The sequence below is a fragment of the Haloprofundus halobius genome (assembly GCF_020097835.1).
Lineage (GTDB): Archaea > Halobacteriota > Halobacteria > Halobacteriales > Haloferacaceae > Haloprofundus > Haloprofundus halobius.
The window spans coordinates 2,558,828-2,577,140 of record NZ_CP083666.1 but is presented as its reverse complement, the minus strand read 5'-3'; the positions used below and the strand labels follow the sequence as shown (position 1 = coordinate 2,577,140).

The following is an 18,313-nucleotide window of genomic DNA, read 5'->3' as shown; positions in this document are numbered from 1 at the left end:
CCTACCCCTATAAAAAGTTGCGCCACCGCGACGGAAGTGAAGACGCGCGTCTGACGCCGTCTCTCCGCGTTCTACGTCGGACGCACGTCTGACGCTCGGGGCGCGCGTTTTCGAGCGTTTTGGCGGAGTTATTTGCCGACAGTCGCCGGAGGCCCGTTCGGCGAGCGAAAGTGAACGCGCCGACTCCACGAGGATTATTACCGCGCGGCCGCAATCGGCGAGCATGGACCCGCGCCTCGAACGCATCGTCCGACAGACGTTCCGAAAGGCGGGTCGGCAGTGGGCCGAATCCAAACGCGCCTATCAGGAAGGGCAGTCGGGCGGCGTTCCCGACGCGCTCCCCGTCGACGAGGAGGGCCGTGCCAAACTCGTCTGTCGCCGCTACGCCGAGCGCAGAGCCGTCGCCATCGACGACGAGGGCCGTCCCTCCTGTTTCGACGCCGACCACCCCGACTGCCAGGGCTGCGCCGAGGACGTCCGCGCGGGCGTCGTCGAGACGTGGTAACGCGCTCTCGCTTTCGCCTCCGTCCCCGCCCCGCCGCCGATGCCGCCGCAGTCGCCGTCGTTTTCTCCCCGCCGCGAGTCCGTAGCCCATGGACAGACCGCTCGTCGCCCTCGTGCTCGCAGGCGGCACCGGCACCCGACTCTATCCCGCCAGTCGGAGCCATCGCCCCAAGCAGTTTCTCTCGCTGTCGGACTCCGACGACTCGTTGCTCTCGAAGACGGTCGAGCGCGCGAGTTTCGCCGACCACCTGTTCGTCTGCACGCGTGCCGACTTCGCCGGCGAGGTTTCCGAACGCGTCCCCGAGGCGAGCGTGCTCGTCGAACCCGAAGGCAAAGACACCGGTCCGGCGCTGACGTACGCGACCCACCGGATTCGAGAAGAAGTCGGCGACTGCGTCGTGCTCGTCCTCCCGAGCGACCATACCGTCTCCGGAAACTTCGAATCGGTCACCCGTGCGGGCGCTCGCGTCGCCGCCGAGACGGGTGCACTCGTCACCTTCGGCGTCGAACCCACTCGACCGGACACCGGCTACGGCTACATCGAATCCGGCGAGCAGCGCGAAAAGCCCGAACCGCACGCCGAACTCGCGGCGTTCCACGAGAAACCAGATAGCGAGACGGCGGCCGACTACGTCGAATCGGGCTATCTGTGGAACGCGGGCATCTTCGCGTGGACGCCCGACTCGTTCCTCGCGGCTGCCCGCGACTCGGAACTCGCACCTCTCCTCGATGCGCTCGACGCGGGCGACGCCGAGGCCGGGTTCGCCGCCGTCGACGACGTGAGCGTCGACTACGCGGTGATGGAACACGCCGACCACGCCGCCGTCGTCTCTGCGACCTTCGACTGGGACGATTTGGGCTCGTGGGACGCGCTGGAGAGAGTTTTGAACGAAGACGACGCCGGAAACGTCGCACTCGGCGAGTTTCTCGCCGTCGACGCTGCCGACAACGTCGTCGCCAGCGACGACAAACACGTCTCGCTGGTCGGGGTTGACGGACTCGCCGTCGTCGCCTACGACGACCGGGTACTCGTCGTGCCGAAGGAGCAGGCGCAACGGGTTCGGGAGGTGGTTTCGGTGTTGAGAGAGGAAGGGCGGTTCTAGGTAGAACACCATACCGCGAGCGCCGGAGGCGCGAGCGGGCCGCCCTCAGAACTCCGTTCTGATGTGCCAGAAAATCGCTCTGCGATTTTCGGCCGACGACTGAACGGAGTCACGGCTTGCCGTGACGAAGTGAAGGAGGAGCGCTTTTGGTCCAGCTTTTGCCGAGGGCTGGCGAAGCCAGCCCTCGGCAAAAGGTGGCTTAGCTCCGCAGCTTCCCGCCGTCGACGGGGAGCGCCACGCCGTTGACGAAGCTCGCGCGGTCGCTGGCGAGGAACGCGACGGTATCGCCCAGTTCCTCGGGCTTGCCGATGCGACCCATCGGGATGCCGTTCGACCAACCCTTCAGTCCTTCCTCGTAGCTGTCGACGTCGCCGCGTTCGACGGCGTCCTCGACGAGTTCCTCGACGCGCGAAGTCTCGTGTGCGCCCGGCAAGACGGCGTTGACGCGCACGTCGGGGGCGAACTCCCGCGAGAGCGATTTGACGAGGCCGATGACGCCGCGGCGGACGCTGTTCGAGAGGATGAGGTCGTCGATGACCTCGCGGACGCTCGTCGAGGTGATGCAGGTGATGGTGCCGGCGTCGCTCTCCTTCAGGTGGGGTTCGGCCTCCTTGACGGTCCAGACGGCGCTCATCACGAGCAGGTCGTACGCGTCGTACCAGTCTTCGGAGGACATATCGTCGAAACTGCCGCTCGGCGGGCCGCCCGCGGAGGTGACGAGGTGGTCCAACTGGCCGAACTCCTCGACGGTCGCCTCGACGAGCGCCGCGATGTCGTCGCGGTCGGTGAGGTCCGTCGGCACCGCGAGCACGTCGCCGTCGCCGACCGACTCCAGCTCCTCGGCCGCCGCGTCGAGACGCTCCTCGTCGCGGCCGCAGATGACCACGTGCGCGCCTTCGGCCGCCAGCGACTCGGCGCTCGCGTGGCCGAGGCCGCTCGAACTCGCCGTCACCAGTGCTACGTCTCCGGATACTCCGAGATCCATGTGGGGTGTCACGCGGTACCGCGAGAAAAGTCCCTGCCCAGTCGGCGACGGTTGCCGATACGCCGCGGGCATTCGCCGGGGTTCCGTCGTCTGTGGTGCTCTCGTGGCGATCCGTGGCGGTCCGTGGCGGTCTCGCGAGCGCTCACCGCTCGTCGGGATCTTTCGGCGTGTACTCTCCGCAGTTCTCGCCGCCGACCGTCGAGTTCGTGCAGTCGAACCCTCCGTCCGGGACGTAGACGTCGCCTTCGACCGTCGCGTCCTGCAGTTTCACCGACCCGTCGGAGGCGACCGAGCCCGAGACGTCGCTGTCGAGCACTTTCACGAGGTCGCCGCCGCCCGCGTCGCCGCCGACGGTGCTTCCGGCGACGATCTCCGTCTCGTCGTCCGCCTCGGCCGACTCACCGACCGTCGCGCCGTCGATTTTGACGTCGTCGTTCGACGACACCGAACCCGAAATCGGCCCGTCCTGGTGGTTGACGAGTCGCTCTGCGACGACGTCGCCGTAGAACGTCGCCCCGTCGGCGTCGACGACCGCCCCGCTCCGCGTGTCGCCGATGATGACCCCGCCGGTCGTCAGTTCGACGTCTTTCTCGGTCTCCGCGTCGCAGTCGACGACATGTCCGTCGACGTCGAGTTTCTCGACGCCATCGTCGGTCTCGCTGTCGACCCACGGACATCCCACGTCCGGCTCCGGTACGGTCCGTTCGACGGTGAACGTCTTCAGCGTGTAGCTGGCCCCGTGTTCTCCGGTCCAGACGACGCGAACCTCCTCGTCGGTCGGGAGCAGTTCGACGGCTTCCCCGGCTGCCAGTTCACTTCCGGAGAGTGCCTCGGGGTCGGTGGTGCCGCGCAGCGTCACCTTCTCGCCCTCCAGCGTCCGTCCCTGTTCGTGGGAGAGCGCGTGGGCGACCTCGCCCTCCTCCGCCGAGAGCTCCAACACGACCTCGGGTGCCGGCTCGCGCTCCTCCGAGAGGCCCAGGAACACGTACGCTCCGACTGCCGAGAGCGCGACCACCACCGCGAGGAGCAGCGCGACTCCGACGACAGGCAAGACCGCACGCCCTCGATTCGACGTTTCTATCAACGTTGGGTACTGTGTACTACACCTGCATATTACTGTCGTCGAACTCGTACACCGTCCGTCGAGCGTCCTCGAACGCCGTCGAACGGCGCGGTCCGTCCATCTGTGCTCAAATTGACCGCCGAACCCGGACCGCCCCCTCGCTCGTCACCCCGACGAAAAGCGGCACCCGGACCTCGCGCCCGCGGATGGCCTCGCCCGCCGCGTCGCTGACGATCTTCATCAGGTCGGGAGCGGTGTGATTCACCTTCACGCCCGCGGCGTCGCAGGCGTCGTACACCTGTTTCGGCACGTCGTAGAGGTCAGTCCCCTCGGGGACCTCCACGCGGACGGGTGCGGTCAGCGCCTCGGCGAACGCTACCGTCTCGCGGGCCTTCGTGACGTTGTCGCGGGCGCTGGCCTCGATGCTGGAGACGTTCGCTCGGGAGGTGCCGAGGAACTCGGCGATGTCGGACTGGCGGACGCCACGCTCGCGGAGCGCGAGCACCTCGGCCTGTCGGCGCGTCAGGACGCTCTCGTCGGGCGCAAAGCCCGCCTGTTCGAGTATCTCCGTCACGTCCTGCTCGTCCATACGCGTGCGTCGAACGCCGTCGTCAAAAAGGGTACAGAAAAGACCGAAAGTCGGGACTGTCCATGGCTGCCGAGTCGGCGGCAAGCGTCTCTTACGAACCCCAGAAGTTGTCGCGGCTACCGAGCGCCGTGGGACGCTTCGGTCCCTCGTCGTCGGTGTCGCCGTCCCCCTCGCCGCGTCCCTCGGGTTCGTCCTCCTCGGGGTCCATCGGTAGGCGTTCTATCTCGTCGGCACGCGCGTGACTCGACTTCACCTGCGTAATTTTCACAAGCGCCCGCGCGTCGGGGAGCACGCCGTCGACCATCACGATGAAGCCGTCGTCGGTTCGACCGACGCCAGCGCCGCTCTCGTGGATGTCGGTCACCTCGACGACGATCTCCTCGCCGGGTTTGACCGGTTGCTGTTTCAGTTCGCGGATGGGCATGCTGTAGTGGTTACACCACTCGGCGCCCCCGCGGTCGCCGTAGTGTTGACAGCCCATTCCCTGGATTCGCTCTGAAAAACTCGGGCATTCGTCGGCCAGTGGACAGTCCGGCATGGACGTGACTACTCAGGGTGCCGTCTAAACGCTTGTGTATCGCTCACCGGGTCGAAACCCGTTTTGCTGCGCTGCTCAAAGCTCTATGTATGAGTCGCCACGTCCCGGAGTTCGCGCTCGTCACCGGGGCGTTGCTCTCGCTGTCGCTTCTCGTCTCGTCGCTCGTCCTCACCGGCGACGTCCTTCGGACGACGCTCGTCGCCGTCCTCCTCGGGTACCCCTTCGCCGCCTACGCCGTCGTCCACGACGAGAAGCCGACGAACGTGCTTCCACCGATGGCCGTGCTCGCACTCGGCGCTCTCGTCGGTCTCGTCCTCCTCGCCGAAGCGACGCTCGGCGGGGTCCGAACTACGACGCCGCTCGCCGGGTTCACGTTCGGCGTGCTACTGGCGTTGGTGGCGTTCCTGCCGCCGCTCGTCTACTACCTCCGATACGGTACGGCGGTGAACCCCCTCTCGCCTACTCGGACCGCGTTCGGGTGTCTCGGCGTCGCTGTCGGCCTCTTAGCCGTTGGATTTTTCGCCGACACCGCGCTGTACGCGACGGCGGACGCGCTCCTCGTCTCGCTCACCGGTGCGCTGTACGCCGCCCGCCGGGGGGCGCTGCCGTCTCCGTCGACCCGTCGTCTGTGCGTCCTCGGCGGCGTCGCCGCCGGTGTCTGCCTACTCGCTGTCGGGAGCGCACTCGGCGTGGCGCTCGACGAGTGGGTAGTCGTCGCAGCGGCGCTAATGTTCGGCCCGAGCGCGTACTACGCGCTCACCGTGGAGTACGTCTGAGACTCGGAGGGCGTCAGCCCGTCGAACGTAGACCGACGGCGTCCGCTCGACCACAGCACCGTCCACCTTTTCGCGCTGTCGCCGCGCACGCTTCGCTCGCGCTCCTCCTCGCAAAAATCTGGGCCAAAAAACCACCTCAGTTACGCGAGCGGCGTGCGCTCGACGACCGTCCCGTCGACGGTCGGATACTGCTCGACGATTTCGCCCTTCTCCACGTCGCCCTCCTGGACCATCTCTTTGAGGAGCCACCACGCGAGTTCGACGTGGTCGGACTTGACGGTGTAGAACTCCTCGGGGACGCCGAGTTCCCGGAGGCGGGCTTCGGGTTCCCACGTCTTCCCGTAGACGAGGGTGCCGTCGTCGGTTATCTCGTCGAACTCCCGGCGGATGTTGCGGGCCATCCGCTTCAGGCGGTTGCGGTGCTGGGCGGCGTCTTTGAACACCGAGGTGCAGAAGTAGACGCGCTCGTGGTCGCCCATCACGTCCAAGATCGCTTCCTTCGAGCCGTCGACGGCCGACATGTGGCCCTCCTGCAGTTCGAAGCCTTTCTCCTGCATCCGTCGATAGTTGCCGTCGGACATCTCGAACTCGTTGACGTTGCAGAAGTCGGCCGCGCCCTCGTCGAGGAACTCGAGAAACTCCTCCTCGGCGCGGATGCCGGGAATCTCGAAGGCGGGGGTGAGCCCCTCCTCGCGGGCGATGTAGAGAATCTCCTCCCACTCGGTGCCGTGCATCTCGCCCCACAGTTCCAGCGGCGGGTGGAACCGTATCTCGTCGAGTCCGGCCTCGGCGAGGCGACGCATGTTCTCGCGGCCGCCCGTGATACCCGTGTAGAGGTGGGTGTGGTGGTCCTCGCCGAACTCCTCTTTCAGCAGGCGGAGGTACCGACAGGTCTTGTCGAGCGCCTCCTGGGGTTCGCCGCCGGTGATGGAGGTGCCGAGGGCGTCCATCCGCTCGGCCTCGCGGATGACGTCCTCGTCCTCCTCGACGAGGCGCTCGTTGGCGTACACGTCGGTGACGTTCTTGCGGTTCTCGCCGAGAGGGCAGTAGAAACAGTCCCGCTGGTCGCAGTACCCGTAGACGAAGAGTACCATCTTCCCTCCCATGGCGCACTGTTCGCAGCCCTTCGAGATCATTCGCTTGTTACCGTCGTATTCGGCGCAGCGTCAAAAGGCGTGCGACTCGTCTCTCGCCCATGCGTGGCGTCTGTTCGCATCCAGCGTGACTAGTTCTCGCCGTCGGCTGACACCTCCTCTCGGGACTCGAACGGCGATAACCGACCGACCGGAGACCGACCGAACAGTGCCGCCGCTCCCGAAAGCAAATATAGCATGCTGGCGTAGCCGCTGACGATGCTGCTCGTCCTCTGTGTCGACCTCGACGACGACCTCGGCCGCAAAACCGGTCTGAAGACGCCGGTTGTCGGTCGAGAGTCCGTCGAGGAGGCCGCGGTGGCGCTCGCGACGGCCGACCCGGAGGACTCCGACGTGAACGTCCTGTTTCAAGGAATTCACGTCCACGACGACCTCGTCGCGGAGTTCGAAGCGGGCGACCCCGACGACGTCGAGGAGGTCGAAGTCGCCGCTGTCACCGGTCTCAACGGTAACGACGTGAAAGCTAACCGCGCCGTCGGCGACGAGGTCGACGAGGTGTTGGCGAGCCTCCAGACCGGTGAGACCGTCCGCGCGGTCGTCATCACCGACGGCGCGCAGGACGAGTCCGTCCTGCCGGTCATCCGCTCTCGGGTCCCCATCGACAGCGTCCGCCGGGTCGTCGTCCGGCAAGCGCAAGACTTGGAGTCGATGTACTACACTATCAAGCAGGTGCTCGACGACCCGGAGACGCGCGGCACGATTCTCGTCCCACTGGGCATCCTGCTTCTCATCTACCCGTTCGTCACTATCGCGACGCTGTTCGACGTCGAGGGCGCGACGGTGCTCGGACTCATCTCGGCCTTACTGGGTCTCTATGTCCTGTTCCGCGGCTTAGGTCTGGAGCGATTCGTCGACGACGCGGCCGCTCGCGCACGGAACATCCTCTACGCCGGCCGGGTGACGCTCATCACCTACGTCGTCGCCGCCGCGCTCATCATCGTCGGCGGCGCGCAGGGCGCCGAGACGATACAGGCAGTCGAACGGGCCGTCGACGGCTCGCTCACCGTTCCGGCGCTCGTGGCGGCGTTCGTCCACGGCGCGGTTCAGTGGTTCGCCGCGGCGGGCGTCACGAGCAGTCTCGGGCAGGTGACCGACGAGTATCTCGTCGACGAGTTCAAGTGGCGGTACCTCAACGCGCCCTTTTACGTCGTCGCAATCGCGCTCGTGCTCTACGCGCTGTCGGGGTTCTTCCTCTCGGGGCTGTTCCCGGCGGGCGAGACCGTGGCGCTGGTCCGGACGCTCTCGCTGACCGACCTCGCGCTAGCGCTGACGGCGGGGACGCTGCTCGGCGTGTTGAGCACGCTCACGTTCGCCATCGCGGAGTCGAAGTATCCGACGGGTGCCGAACCCGCCTGAGAATCAACGCTCGCGGACGACGACGAACTCCGCGAGGTCGCGGAGATACTTCCTCGCCGATGACTCGGCGATGTCGGTCGCATCGAGCGCGTCGAGCGCCGCCTCCGACTGCGCGCGGGCGCGTTCGTCCGCCTCCTCGGGCGTCAAATCCGTAATCTGGACGAGCGACGGTCGCTCCATCGTCTCGTCCTGCCCGGCGGGTTTGCCGAGCTCAGCGGCGTCGGCCGTCGCGTCGAGCACGTCGTCTCGAATCTGGAAGGCGATGCCGACGCGCTCGGCGTACTCGCCGAACGATTCGACCGCGAAGGCGTTGGCCCCGCCCGCTACTGCGCCGACCTCGGCGGCGGCGCGGAACAGCGCGCCCGTCTTCCGGCGCGCCAGTTCCATGTACTCCTCCTCGTTCGTCGGCTGAGCGACGAGTTCGGTCGCCTCGCCCTCGCCGAGTTCGACCATCGACTCGGCGACGGTCTGCATCGCCTGCTCCTCGGCCGAGAACAGCGCGAACGCCTCGCCCAGCAGGCCGTCGGAGGCGAGAATCGCCGGGCCGTAGCCGTACTCGGCCCACGCGCTCGACGACCCCCGACGGAGGTCCGAGCGGTCGATGATGTCGTCGACGACGAGTGAAGCGTTGTGGACGAGTTCGACGCCGACGGCGAAGTCGACGGCGTCGGTGGGGTCGCCGCCGACCGCTTCACAGACGAGGAGCGTCACCGTGGGTCGTACGCGTTTGCCCCCCGCGAGGGAGACGTGGCCGAGTTGCTCGGACAACTCGTCGGGTTCGACCGACTCGACGACCGCTTCGAGGCGGTCGTTGACCATGGCGACCCGGCGCTCCAGATACTCCATTATCGGACAGGTGGTGTCGGTCAGGGAAGTACGTACCGAAACGCGGAGAAACGGGGTTGGCGATAGGCGTCCTGTCACGGTCTACTCGCGTCGAGAGCTACTCCGCAAACGAGGCGGCAAGGCCTCGCGAACGGAGTGAGCGAGGGCACGGGAGAGCAGAGGTCTCCCGGAGGCGCGAAGCGCCGAAGCGAAGGAGGAGTGTCCCCGTGAGTGGAACGAACGAGGGCTCGTCAGAGCTCCGCTCCGACGGTGCTTTTGGTGAAGCTGTTGCCGAGGGGCGGCGCAGCCGCCCCGCAGCGCAAAAGGTTCTAGTTGAACTGCTCTATGAGCTCGGGGACAACCTCGAACAGGTCGCCGACGATGCCGTAGTCGGCGATGTCGAAGATCGGCGCGTTCGGGTCGGTGTTGATGGCGATGATGGTGTCGGCACCTTTCATCCCGGCGACGTGCTGGACCGCCCCGGAGATGCCGACGGCGAGGTAGACGTCGGGGGTGACGACCTTGCCGGACTGGCCGACCTGCCGGTTCGGCGGGAGCCAGCCGGCGTCGACGATGGGCCGCGACGAGGAGAGCGTCGCGCCCAGCGCGTCGGCGAGTTCCTCGACGAGTTCGAGGTTCTCCTCCTCCTCGATGCCGCGACCGACCGAGACCAACACGTCCGCGTCGGTGATGTCGACGTCGCCGCCGACGACTTCCTCGAAGCCGAGCACGCGGGAGCCGAGTTCGCCCTCCGGTTCGAAGTCGAACGCCGAAATCTCGGCGTCACCTGCCTTCGTCGAGGCGGGCCACTCGCCACCGCGAATCGTGACGGCGACCTGATCTGCGTCGACGTCGACGGTCGTCTCGACCTTCGACTCGTACATCTCGCGGGTCGCGGTGAGTCCGTCGTCGTAGTCGAAGTCGACGGCGTCGCTCACGAGCGGCAGGTCGAGCGCGTTCGCGACGGCGGGCGCGTAGTCGAGGCCGTTGACGCTGTTCGGCATCAGGAGGACGGTCGGGTCGAGTTCGGCGTACAGCGCCTCGACCGCGCCCGCGTACACGTCGTGGTTGAACTCCTCGCCGTTCGCGACGGTGTGGACGGTGTCGACGCCGTCGAGATTCAGTTTCTCTCCGAACTCCTCGACGTTGCCGCTGATGACGGCGACGTGGAGGTCGCCCCCCGTCGAGTCGGCGAGTTGGCGGCCCGCCGTGACGAGTTCGTAGCTCACGTCGCGGAGGCTCCCGCGGCGGTGGTCGGCGACGGCGAGCACCGTCATTGTGCGCCCACCCCCTTCTCGCGGAGGACATCGGCAAGTTGCGCGGCCGTCTCCTCGGCGCTGCCCTCGAAGATGGTCGCGTCCGATTCGCTCTCGGGTTCGCGCATTCCCGTGAGTTCGATGGGGCTGTCGAGCGCCGAGGCGTCGAGACCGAGGTCGCCGAGTCCCATCGGCGCGATCTCCTTGCGCTGGGCCTGTCGAATGCCGCGCAGGCTCGCGTAGCGCGGTTCGTTGATACCCGTCTGGATGGTGAGCACGGCGGGGAGGTCGACCTCGGTGAGCTCCTCGACGCCGCCTTCGAGCTCGCGGCGGACGTTCGCGACGTCCTCACCCAGTTCGAGTTCGTTGACGACGGCGGCCCACTCGAAGCCGACTTCGTCGGCGACGGAGACGCCCGTCGCGCCGAAGCCGTCGTCGGAGGCCTGGACGCCGGTCAGTACGAGGTCGGGGTCTTCCTGTTCGACGACGGCGGCGAAGAGACGCGTCTTCGCGGCCACGTCGAGCAGGTCGACGTCCTCGAACGCGTCGTCCCAGACGCGAATCGCGCGGTCCGCGCCCTTCGCGAGCGCCATCCGAATCGTCTCCTCGCTCCGTTCGGGGCCGATAGTGACGCTGACGACCTCCACGTCGTCGCCCGCCTCCGCTATCTGGACCGCCTCCTCGACGGCGTAGTCGTCCCACTCGTTGAGGTCGTACTCGAGGTACGCCTCGTCGATTCCGAGCCCGTCGATCTCGAAGTCGTCTTCGACTTCGGCGACTTCCTTGACGGTTACGAGAATCTTCATCATCGACCACTACCTCCACTCGCCGGTAAACGTTTTCGGAACCGGGGGCCGCAGACGACGACGTGCGACAAATTCTCACTCGGTGATGGGTTCAGATGTCGTCGTCGTCGCTCCCGCCGCCGTCGCTGCCGTCGTAGTCGGGGAGCGAGATCAGGTTCTCGCGTCCGAGGCGCAGTTTCTCGATGCGATCCTCGTCGGCAAGCGAGGAGAGCAGTTGCGACACTTTCGCGTCGGACCACTTCGTCTCCTTGACGATGTTGGCCTGCCGCATCCGTCCGCCGTTGCGTTCGAGCAGTCGCTCGACGCGTTCGCCGTCCGAGAGCAGCGAGAGGTCGACGTCGTCGTCCGGGTCGTCCGCCGCGTCCTCCGGCGACGAGTCGGCGACCGCCTCCCCGCCGTCGCCGGTCGGCCGAGGCGTCGGCGTCGAGTCGTCGACGGTGATGATTTCGCCGTCGGTCTCCTCGAACCCCTGTCGCCGACGGAGAACGACGGCGGCGACCATCGCCGCGAAGACGAGTATCGCGCCGATACCCGCGATGAGCGCGAGGTCGTTTTCGTTCTCGCTTTCCTCTGTCAGTCGTCCGGACCCCGGCGACTTGTACGAGACGGAGATGATGTTCGCCTCGTCCTCGGAGTCGTCGGTGAAGTCGCGAGGGCCGTCCACGATGACGGTGGTTCCGTCACGTGTCCGAGCGGGGAAGCTCACGTCCTGTGAGTTCCACCCGTCCGGCGCCTCGATGACCAACTGCTGGCCTGCTTCGATGCGCGGCAACCACGTTCCGCCGTCCGGCGTTTCGAACGCGTCACCGACTCTGAGCCCTTGACTCGTCTCCTCGGCGAAGTTCGTCCACGTGAACGTCATGTTCACGACGCCGGTCTCGTTCTGTACGGTCCCGTTGTAGCTGACGTTCCGTATCTCCATCGGGCGGTTCGTCGCCTCCGAGGAGAGCGCGGCGAACCGTTCGAACGTCCGCTCGTCTACCGTGGCGTTAGCCTCGCCGCGTTGGAGGTCCGCGACGAACTGCTCGAACGCCGCCGTGCTGTTGTTCCCGCTCAGCGGATAGCGCGTCACGACCGACCACTGCGCGTTGCCGTTACCTCTCACCGAGACGACGAGCTTCGTGTCCGGTGGGTCGTCGGTCTGGAAGGTCGTCGCTCCCTGGCCGTCGTCGGCTCCGACGACGGCGGCGGCCGGTGGCGCGAACCCGGCTGAGAAGACGAGGAAGGCGAGCACGAGGGCGGCGTACCGCATACAGTTTGTCAACTCTCGTGGGGATGGCAAAACGCTTTCCATCGGACGACCGACGGACGGCCGACCGCCGGACGACGCTTCGCCTCGTCCGCGGGGTGTCGTCCCGTGTACATCGGACGGCCGGTTCCGGCCGACTATCCGGCGTATCGTGTCCGCTCGCTGTCGTGTGGTGCACAGCGACCGGTTTTAGTATGATGACTGTGTACGCGGCGATGATGAGACAGTCCGCCGCGCTGATTACTGCGGTCCTCCTCCTGGTCTCGTCGGTCGGCGGCGGGGTCACCGCCGCACCGCCGCCGGGCGAATCGTCGGCCACCGACCCGTCGCCGTCGCTCTCCACCGACTCCGACGCATCGCTCCCCGAGATTCACAACGAGACGAGCGTACTGACGCTGACCGACGACGACGCCGCAACCGCGGAGTTCGGGGCCGCTTCGTCGAATCTGAGCGCCGCGCTGTCGGTCCGCGATGCGCGAGTTCGGACCGACCTCCGGACGCGAACGATGCAGCAGCGACTCGACGCCATGGAGAACGAAAACGAGCGCCGCAAAGCGGTGCTTCGCGCGTTGACCGAACTCGAAATCCGCGTCAACGACCTCCGAGCCGACGAACGGGCGGCGCTGGACGCCCACACGAGCGGCGAGATTACGACGGAGGAGCTCCTCATCCGGTTGGCGAGGGTCCACACCGAGGCGTCGCAGCTCCGACAGAACGCGACGATGCTCGAGACGACGGCCGACGACATGGAGGGGCTCAACGTCGCCGGCCGAACCGGTGCGGTTCGACTCGAACTGCAGACGATGCGAGGACCGGTCCGCGAGCGCGCCGCGGCCGCCCTCGGCGGCGCGGAGAACCCCAGTCGCATCTACGTCCAGACGACCGACGACGGCGTCGTCCTCTCGACCATCGAGGAGGGTGTCTACATCCGCGAGGTGTACGACGGGGCGCGCCGCAGTTCCGACACGAGCGGTCGCATCTCCGTCGGTGAACTCCCCGACGTGATGGAACGGGCTTACCCCACCATCATGCAGCGCGGCGAGTTCAACAGTCCGACCGGTGTTCAGGCGAGTAACATCTTCGTCGGCAAGGTGCAGTACGCCGGCGGCGACCTCACCGCCTACATCGACCGGGGCGACGACGGAAGCGTGTTCCGCGAGATACAGCGCGTTCACCTCGACGCCGTCCACACCGCGCAGTCGACCAACGGCACCCGCTCGGGGCTCGAACTGCGTGTCAACCGAACGTACGCCGGGGGGCCGCTCCGCATCGAACTGGTCGACGCAAATAGCGGTGACCCCGTTCAGGGCAACGTCAGCATCGGCCGTCCGGACAGCAACGAACAGCCCGCGTACCTCGGTCGAACGGACTCGAACGGCGTGCTCTGGACGATCACCCCCGACGACGAGTTCGTCGTCCAGTCGATCCGCGGCAACTCCTTCGTCTCCATCGAAATCGACGCTTCCGACCCGCTGAACGTCCGTGATTCGAATCAGTCCCTGAACGCACCCCCACAGTATCACACTCGGGCCTCGGACGGCGCGTAGGGACGCCTCGCCGACTTCTCACCGCGGTTCGCTCCTACTCATCTCACCTCCACTCGTACCACTCACCGCACCTCTGCTCACCCACTCACCTCCGTTCACCTACTCACCTCATCTCCGCTCGCTCTCGTATTCGCTCTCGGTGGAGGCGCATCCTTTTGACCGATGAGGGATCCACTCCGTGGCGTGTCGTCTCGCGCCCGTGCTTCGGTTCCGGCCGTCGGTGTCGTCCTCCTGCTGTTCGTGTCGGTCGGCCTCGCCGCCAGCGTCGGTGCCCTCGCCCTCGACGCCGAGACGCCGTCTAGCGGTTCGCGGGCGGTACTGTCGCTCTCGGCGAGCGAGGATACCCTCCGCTTCGTCCACCGGGGCGGCGAGACGCTCGACGTGCGACGTCTCGACCTCCGCGTCAGCGTCGACGGCACGCCGCTCGCCGAGCAACCCTCGCTCCCGTTCTTCTCCGCGACCGGCTTCCGTCCCGGCCCGGCGGGGCCGTTCAACAGCGCCGCGGAGTCACAGTGGGGCGCGGGCGAGACGGCGTCGTTCGCCGTCGCCGAAACCAACGATCCCGAACTGACCGTCGGCTCGTCGGTGACCGTCGACGTTCGGTACGACGAGCGGCCGCTCGCGACGCTCTCGGCGGTCGTTCGATGAGCGGACTGGCGGGAATCGTCGAGACGTCGTCGTCTGCGGTCGGTTTCGTCTATGGTTGGTTTCGTCTGCGACCGGCTGTTACTCCTCGGGTGCGCGGGCGACGGTGGTGATGGCGATGTCCGGGTCGTACGACGGCCCCATCAGCACGTGTTCGACGTCCTCGAAGCCCGCCTCCTCGAACATCCGGTCGGCTTCCTCCTCGTCGTAGAACAGCATGATGGAGTCGGCGACCTTCTGCATCACCGTCGTCTTCGGATAGTTCGGGCCGACGACGAGCACCTGTTGGCCGGGTTTGACGACGCGGCGGAACTCTTCGAGCGCGTCGACCGGGTTCGGCCAGTACTCGATTGAACCGGAGGACCAGACGATATCGAAGCTGTCGTCGGTGAACGGGAGGCGCTCGGCGTCGCCGCGGTAGAAGCGCACCCTGTCGCGCTTGCCGAACTTCTGGAACGCCTTCTCCATCTGGTGGACGCTCTGGTCGAGGCCGTGGACGTCGTCGGTGTGCTGGAGCAGCCCCTCGGTGCCGAAACCTGTGCCGCAGCCGACGTCGAGGACGCGGTCACCCTGTTCGATGTCGAGCAGCGCCAGCGCCTCCGCGCGCATCTCTTCGTTCCAGATGAACGGGTTGACCTGGTCGTACACCTTCGAGAGGTACTTGTAGAACAGCCGTGCCCGTCCCTTGTCCTCGAGGATACCCATTGTCGGCGCTTCGAACTCGGCAATCATAACGCTGCGGATTCTCCGGCAGCGACCGGTTCGACGTCCGGACGGTCTCTCCGTCGGGGTCGACGCCGCCGCGAAACGACGTCGACAGCGACGCGAAACTGCGCCGCCGTGTGCGACTCCCTCGGACGGGTTCCGCAAACACCTTATACGGCCGTGATGCAACTTTCCAACGATTACTGAGTATGCCGAGACCAGAGGTTCTCGAACGGATCAAGTCGGCCGAGTCCGACGCCGACGACATCATCGCGCAGGCAGAGCGTGAGCGCGAGGAACTGATCTCCGACGCCCGCGACCGTGCAGAACAGATTCGGGCCGAGGCAGAAGCGGAGGCATCCGAGATGGAGGAACGACGACTCGCGGAGGCCCGAGCGGACATCGAGGCCGAACGCGAGGAGATCATCGAGGAGGGCGAACACGCCCGCGAGGAACTCGTCTCCGAGGCGCAATCGAACGTCGAGGAGGCGGTCGAGTACACGGTAGAACGGTTCGAGGAGGCGGTGCATGCTCAGACCTGAGCAGATGAGTAAGGTCTCGGTGACCGGGTCCAAGCGGTTCATGGACGACGTCATCGAGACGGTGCACGACCTGAACCTCCTGCACGTAACCGACTACACCGACTCGTGGGAGGGGTTCTCGCGCGGCGACCCCGTCTCGGGCGCCGAACAGGCCTCGGACAAACTCGTCACGGTTCGCTCTCTGGAGAGTATCCTCGACGTCGACGACGAGGACGCCGGGCCGACCCGCACCTTCGACGACGACGAGGAAGTCGAAGCCGAACTCGCGGAGGTCCGTGCCGAGGTCAACGAACTCAACGACCGCCGCGAGGAACTCCGCGACGAACTGCGGAGCGTCCGTGAGGACATCGACGCCGTCGAACCGTTCGCGGACCTCGGCATCGACCTCGACCTGCTGTCGGGCTACGACTCGATACAGGTCGCCGTCGGCGAAGGGAACCGCGACGAGGTCGAGCGCGCGCTCGTCGACGCCGAGACGGTCGACGAGTTCGAGATCTTCGAGGGTGACGACGTGTTCGCCGTCGTCGCGTACCCCGCCGACGCCGCGGACGAGGACGCACTCGACGAGGCGCTCGTCGGCACCGACTTCACGACGTACGAAGTGCCGAAGTCGGAGTCGAGTCCCGAGGAGTACGTCGGCGAACTCCGCCATCGCGAACAGCAACTCGAATCGAGGCTGGCGACGGTCGAGGACGAACTCGAAGAGGTCAAAATCGACGCCGCGGGCTTCCTGCTCGCGGCTGAAGAGCAACTCTCCATCGAGGTCCAGAAGACCGAAGCGCCGCTCTCCTTCGCGACGACGGAGAACGCGTTCGTCGCCGAAGGGTGGATTCCGACCGAGCGCTACACGCAGTTCGCGAGCGCGCTCCGCGAGGACGTCGGTCAGCACGTCGAGGTCGAGGAGATAGAGCGCGCGAGCTTCAAGAGCGGCGGACACGAGGCGTGGATCGACCAGGTCGACAGTACGCCCGGCGAACCCGCCGCCGCCGACGGCGGCGACGAGGAGGTCCGCGCCGACGGGGGCAACAACGTCGTCATGCGGCGCGACGACCCGCCGGTCATCCAGGACAACCCCGGCGTCGCCAAGCCGTTCGAGGTGCTCGTCAACGCGGTCAGCCGACCGAAGTACAACGAGTTCGACCCGTCGGTGCTCGTCTTCCTGACGTTCCCGGCCTTTTTCGGCTTCATGATCGGCGACCTCGGCTACGGTGCCATCTACACGCTCATCGGCTACTACCTCTACACGAAGTTCGACAGCGAGGCGTTCAAGAGCATGGGCGGGATCACCATCTGGGCCGGCCTGTTCACGATGATCTTCGGCGTGCTGTACGGCGAGATCTTCGGGCTACACCTCATCTCGACGCACTTCTGGGAGGGCGCGCTCGGGATGGGTCACGCGCCGCTGTTGAAGGGGCTGTCGCCCTCTCAGCTCGGCTGGGCGACGGGCTGGCTCGTCGTGAGCGTGCTCGTCGGCATCTTCCACCTGAACCTCGGGTGGATTCTCGACTTCGTCGAGGTCAACGAGCACCACGACTTCAAGCACGCCCTCTACGAGAGCGGCTCGTGGTTGTTGATGCTCAACGGGCTGTGGGTGTTCGTCTTCAGCGACATCCTGAAGGGCACCGCGCCGGAGTTCGTCTTCCAGACGTTCTCGGTGAACGGCGTCATTCCCCTCGGCTTCAACGGCTTCCCGGCCGTCGTCGGCTGGCTCGGTCTCGGCGCGTTCTTCGTCGGCGTCGTCCTCCTCGCGCTGGGCGAACCGATCGAGATCGTCGAGTCGCTGAACGTGCTCGTCAACGTGCTCTCGTACACGCGGATCGCCGCGGTGCTGCTCGCGAAGGCGGGGATGGCGTTCGTCGTCAATCTCCTGTTCTTCGGCGCGTACGAGCACGACGGCGAGTTCCACTTCATGCTCAGCTACGGACCGGAGTACGTCACCAGCGAGTACGGGGCCGAAGCGATCATGTACCCCGGCCTCGTCCACGGCGGGGCCGCGCTCGTCCTCGTCGGCCTCGTCGTGCTCGTGCTCGGCCACCTGCTCGTGCTCGCGCTCGGCGTGACGAGCGCCGGCCTGCAGGCAGTCCGTCTCGAGTACGTCGAGTTCTTCGGCAAGTTCTACGAGGGCGGCGGCAGGGAGTACGAACCGTTCGGGTACGAACGCCGGTACACCACCGAGGACTGACGCGGGAGACGCCCCGTTCTCGTTTCTTTTCGTCTCTCGCCGGGCCGTGAGCTTGGTACACAATGGCATTCAGAAGCGCCGATAACGGCCCGTTTCGCCACCGCTGACGGACTTCTTTGGGAAGCTTTATGACTGCTGTGCGGTCAAATACGAACTGTTCGGAGACGACCAAAAGCAGTGCCACACGGTACTGACGACTCATCCACTATGTTCGAAACCCTACCCGAACTCGCAAACGTTGCATTGCAAGCAGACGGAACCACCAGCGGCCCCGCCATCGAGCCGTCCGCGGCAGCGGCGCTCGCCGTCGGTCTCGCCGCGTTCGGCGCGGGCTACGCCGAACGCGGTATCGGTGCCGCGGCGGTCGGCGCTATCGCCGAGGACGAGAGCCTCTTCGTGCAGGGCCTGATTCTGACAGTCCTCCCGGAGACGCTCGTCATTCTCGCGCTCGTCGTCATCTTCCTGGTCTAAACCACCCCTCTCTCTTT

Annotated in this window: 19 protein-coding genes; 9 read left to right on the top strand and 10 right to left on the bottom strand. The window is 66.4% G+C overall.

Annotation, left to right across the window (positions count from 1 at the left end):
- Positions 1–223 precede the first annotated feature (223 nt).
- Entirely contained in the window at positions 224–505 is a 282-nt protein-coding gene (locus tag LAQ74_RS13595; RefSeq protein ID WP_224333073.1) for a DUF7091 family protein, read from the top strand.
- Positions 506–593: 88 nt separating this feature from the next.
- Entirely contained in the window at positions 594–1,607 is a 1,014-nt protein-coding gene (locus LAQ74_RS13590) for a mannose-1-phosphate guanylyltransferase (RefSeq protein ID WP_224333072.1), read from the top strand.
- 199 nt (positions 1,608–1,806) lie between these two features.
- Here LAQ74_RS13590 and LAQ74_RS13585 read toward each other — a convergent pair whose 3' ends face one another.
- From LAQ74_RS13585 to LAQ74_RS13570, 4 genes are all read right to left on the bottom strand, one after another.
- Positions 1,807–2,592, bottom strand: coding sequence for an SDR family oxidoreductase (locus LAQ74_RS13585; RefSeq protein ID WP_224333071.1), 786 nt, complete (start codon positions 2,590–2,592; stop codon positions 1,807–1,809).
- Positions 2,593–2,734: 142 nt separating this feature from the next.
- A complete protein-coding gene (locus tag LAQ74_RS13580; protein ID WP_224333070.1) occupies positions 2,735–3,643 on the bottom strand; it encodes a type IV pilin domain-containing protein in 909 nt (302 codons plus the stop codon).
- Between the two features lie 139 nt (positions 3,644–3,782).
- Positions 3,783–4,244, bottom strand: a complete 462-nt coding sequence (locus tag LAQ74_RS13575; protein ID WP_224333069.1) for a Tfx family DNA-binding protein — start codon at positions 4,242–4,244, stop codon at positions 3,783–3,785.
- Positions 4,245–4,335: 91 nt separating this feature from the next.
- On the bottom strand, positions 4,336–4,782 hold the full coding sequence (locus tag LAQ74_RS13570; RefSeq protein WP_224333068.1) for a TRAM domain-containing protein: 447 nt from the start codon (positions 4,780–4,782) through the stop codon (positions 4,336–4,338).
- An 89-nt stretch (positions 4,783–4,871) separates the two neighbouring features.
- On the opposite strand from LAQ74_RS13570, the gene LAQ74_RS13565 reads away from it, so the two are divergent.
- The gene (locus LAQ74_RS13565) at positions 4,872–5,558 is read left to right on the top strand and encodes a hypothetical protein (RefSeq protein ID WP_224333067.1); all 687 of its coding nucleotides are present in this window, start codon (positions 4,872–4,874) and stop codon (positions 5,556–5,558) included.
- Between the two features lie 140 nt (positions 5,559–5,698).
- Here LAQ74_RS13565 and LAQ74_RS13560 read toward each other — a convergent pair whose 3' ends face one another.
- On the bottom strand, positions 5,699–6,694 hold the full coding sequence (locus tag LAQ74_RS13560; protein WP_224333066.1) for a radical SAM protein: 996 nt from the start codon (positions 6,692–6,694) through the stop codon (positions 5,699–5,701).
- 216 nt (positions 6,695–6,910) lie between these two features.
- On the opposite strand from LAQ74_RS13560, the gene LAQ74_RS13555 reads away from it, so the two are divergent.
- Complete coding sequence (locus tag LAQ74_RS13555) at positions 6,911–8,068, top strand: DUF373 family protein (protein WP_224333065.1); 1,158 nt, start codon at positions 6,911–6,913, stop codon at positions 8,066–8,068.
- Positions 8,069–8,071: 3 nt separating this feature from the next.
- On the opposite strand, the gene LAQ74_RS13550 is transcribed toward LAQ74_RS13555, so the two are convergent.
- The 4 genes from LAQ74_RS13550 to LAQ74_RS13535 all read right to left on the bottom strand — a co-directional run bounded on the left by LAQ74_RS13550 (position 8,072) and on the right by LAQ74_RS13535 (position 12,207).
- Entirely contained in the window at positions 8,072–8,914 is an 843-nt protein-coding gene (locus tag LAQ74_RS13550; protein WP_224333064.1) for a polyprenyl synthetase family protein, read from the bottom strand.
- A gap of 308 nt (positions 8,915–9,222) precedes the next feature.
- Positions 9,223–10,170 (bottom strand): electron transfer flavoprotein subunit alpha/FixB family protein, encoded by a 948-nt coding sequence (locus LAQ74_RS13545; RefSeq protein WP_224333063.1) that lies wholly within the window; start codon positions 10,168–10,170, stop codon positions 9,223–9,225.
- On the bottom strand, positions 10,167–10,955 hold the full coding sequence (locus tag LAQ74_RS13540) for an electron transfer flavoprotein subunit beta/FixA family protein (protein WP_224333062.1): 789 nt from the start codon (positions 10,953–10,955) through the stop codon (positions 10,167–10,169). The genes LAQ74_RS13545 and LAQ74_RS13540 overlap by 4 nt, the downstream gene beginning before the upstream one ends.
- Before the next feature lie 91 nt (positions 10,956–11,046).
- Complete coding sequence (locus LAQ74_RS13535; protein WP_224333061.1) at positions 11,047–12,207, bottom strand: helix-turn-helix transcriptional regulator; 1,161 nt, start codon at positions 12,205–12,207, stop codon at positions 11,047–11,049.
- 212 nt (positions 12,208–12,419) lie between these two features.
- Here LAQ74_RS13535 and LAQ74_RS13530 point away from each other — a divergent pair, with 212 nt between their 5' ends.
- Together LAQ74_RS13530 and LAQ74_RS13525 are read left to right on the top strand one after the other, a co-directional pair.
- Positions 12,420–13,751: a DUF7096 domain-containing protein gene (locus LAQ74_RS13530; RefSeq protein ID WP_224333060.1), complete on the top strand. Its 1,332-nt coding sequence runs from the start codon at positions 12,420–12,422 to the stop codon at positions 13,749–13,751.
- Positions 13,752–13,934: 183 nt separating this feature from the next.
- Positions 13,935–14,399 (top strand): type IV pilin N-terminal domain-containing protein, encoded by a 465-nt coding sequence (locus LAQ74_RS13525; RefSeq protein ID WP_224333059.1) that lies wholly within the window; start codon positions 13,935–13,937, stop codon positions 14,397–14,399.
- A 78-nt stretch (positions 14,400–14,477) separates the two neighbouring features.
- On the opposite strand, the gene LAQ74_RS13520 is transcribed toward LAQ74_RS13525, so the two are convergent.
- Positions 14,478–15,101: a methyltransferase domain-containing protein gene (locus LAQ74_RS13520; RefSeq protein WP_224333058.1), complete on the bottom strand. Its 624-nt coding sequence runs from the start codon at positions 15,099–15,101 to the stop codon at positions 14,478–14,480.
- Positions 15,102–15,310: 209 nt separating this feature from the next.
- Between LAQ74_RS13520 and ahaH the strand changes: the two genes are divergently transcribed.
- From ahaH to LAQ74_RS13505, 3 genes are all read left to right on the top strand, one after another.
- Positions 15,311–15,643, top strand: coding sequence for an ATP synthase archaeal subunit H (ahaH, locus tag LAQ74_RS13515; RefSeq protein WP_224333057.1), 333 nt, complete (start codon positions 15,311–15,313; stop codon positions 15,641–15,643).
- Positions 15,630–17,825 (top strand): V-type ATP synthase subunit I, encoded by a 2,196-nt coding sequence (locus LAQ74_RS13510; RefSeq protein WP_224333056.1) that lies wholly within the window; start codon positions 15,630–15,632, stop codon positions 17,823–17,825. The genes ahaH and LAQ74_RS13510 overlap by 14 nt, the downstream gene beginning before the upstream one ends.
- 207 nt (positions 17,826–18,032) lie before the next feature.
- Positions 18,033–18,296 carry a F0F1 ATP synthase subunit C gene (locus LAQ74_RS13505; protein WP_224333055.1) on the top strand — a complete coding sequence of 88 codons (264 nt, stop codon included), beginning with the start codon at positions 18,033–18,035 and terminating at the stop codon, positions 18,294–18,296.
- Positions 18,297–18,313: the final 17 nt, after the last annotated feature.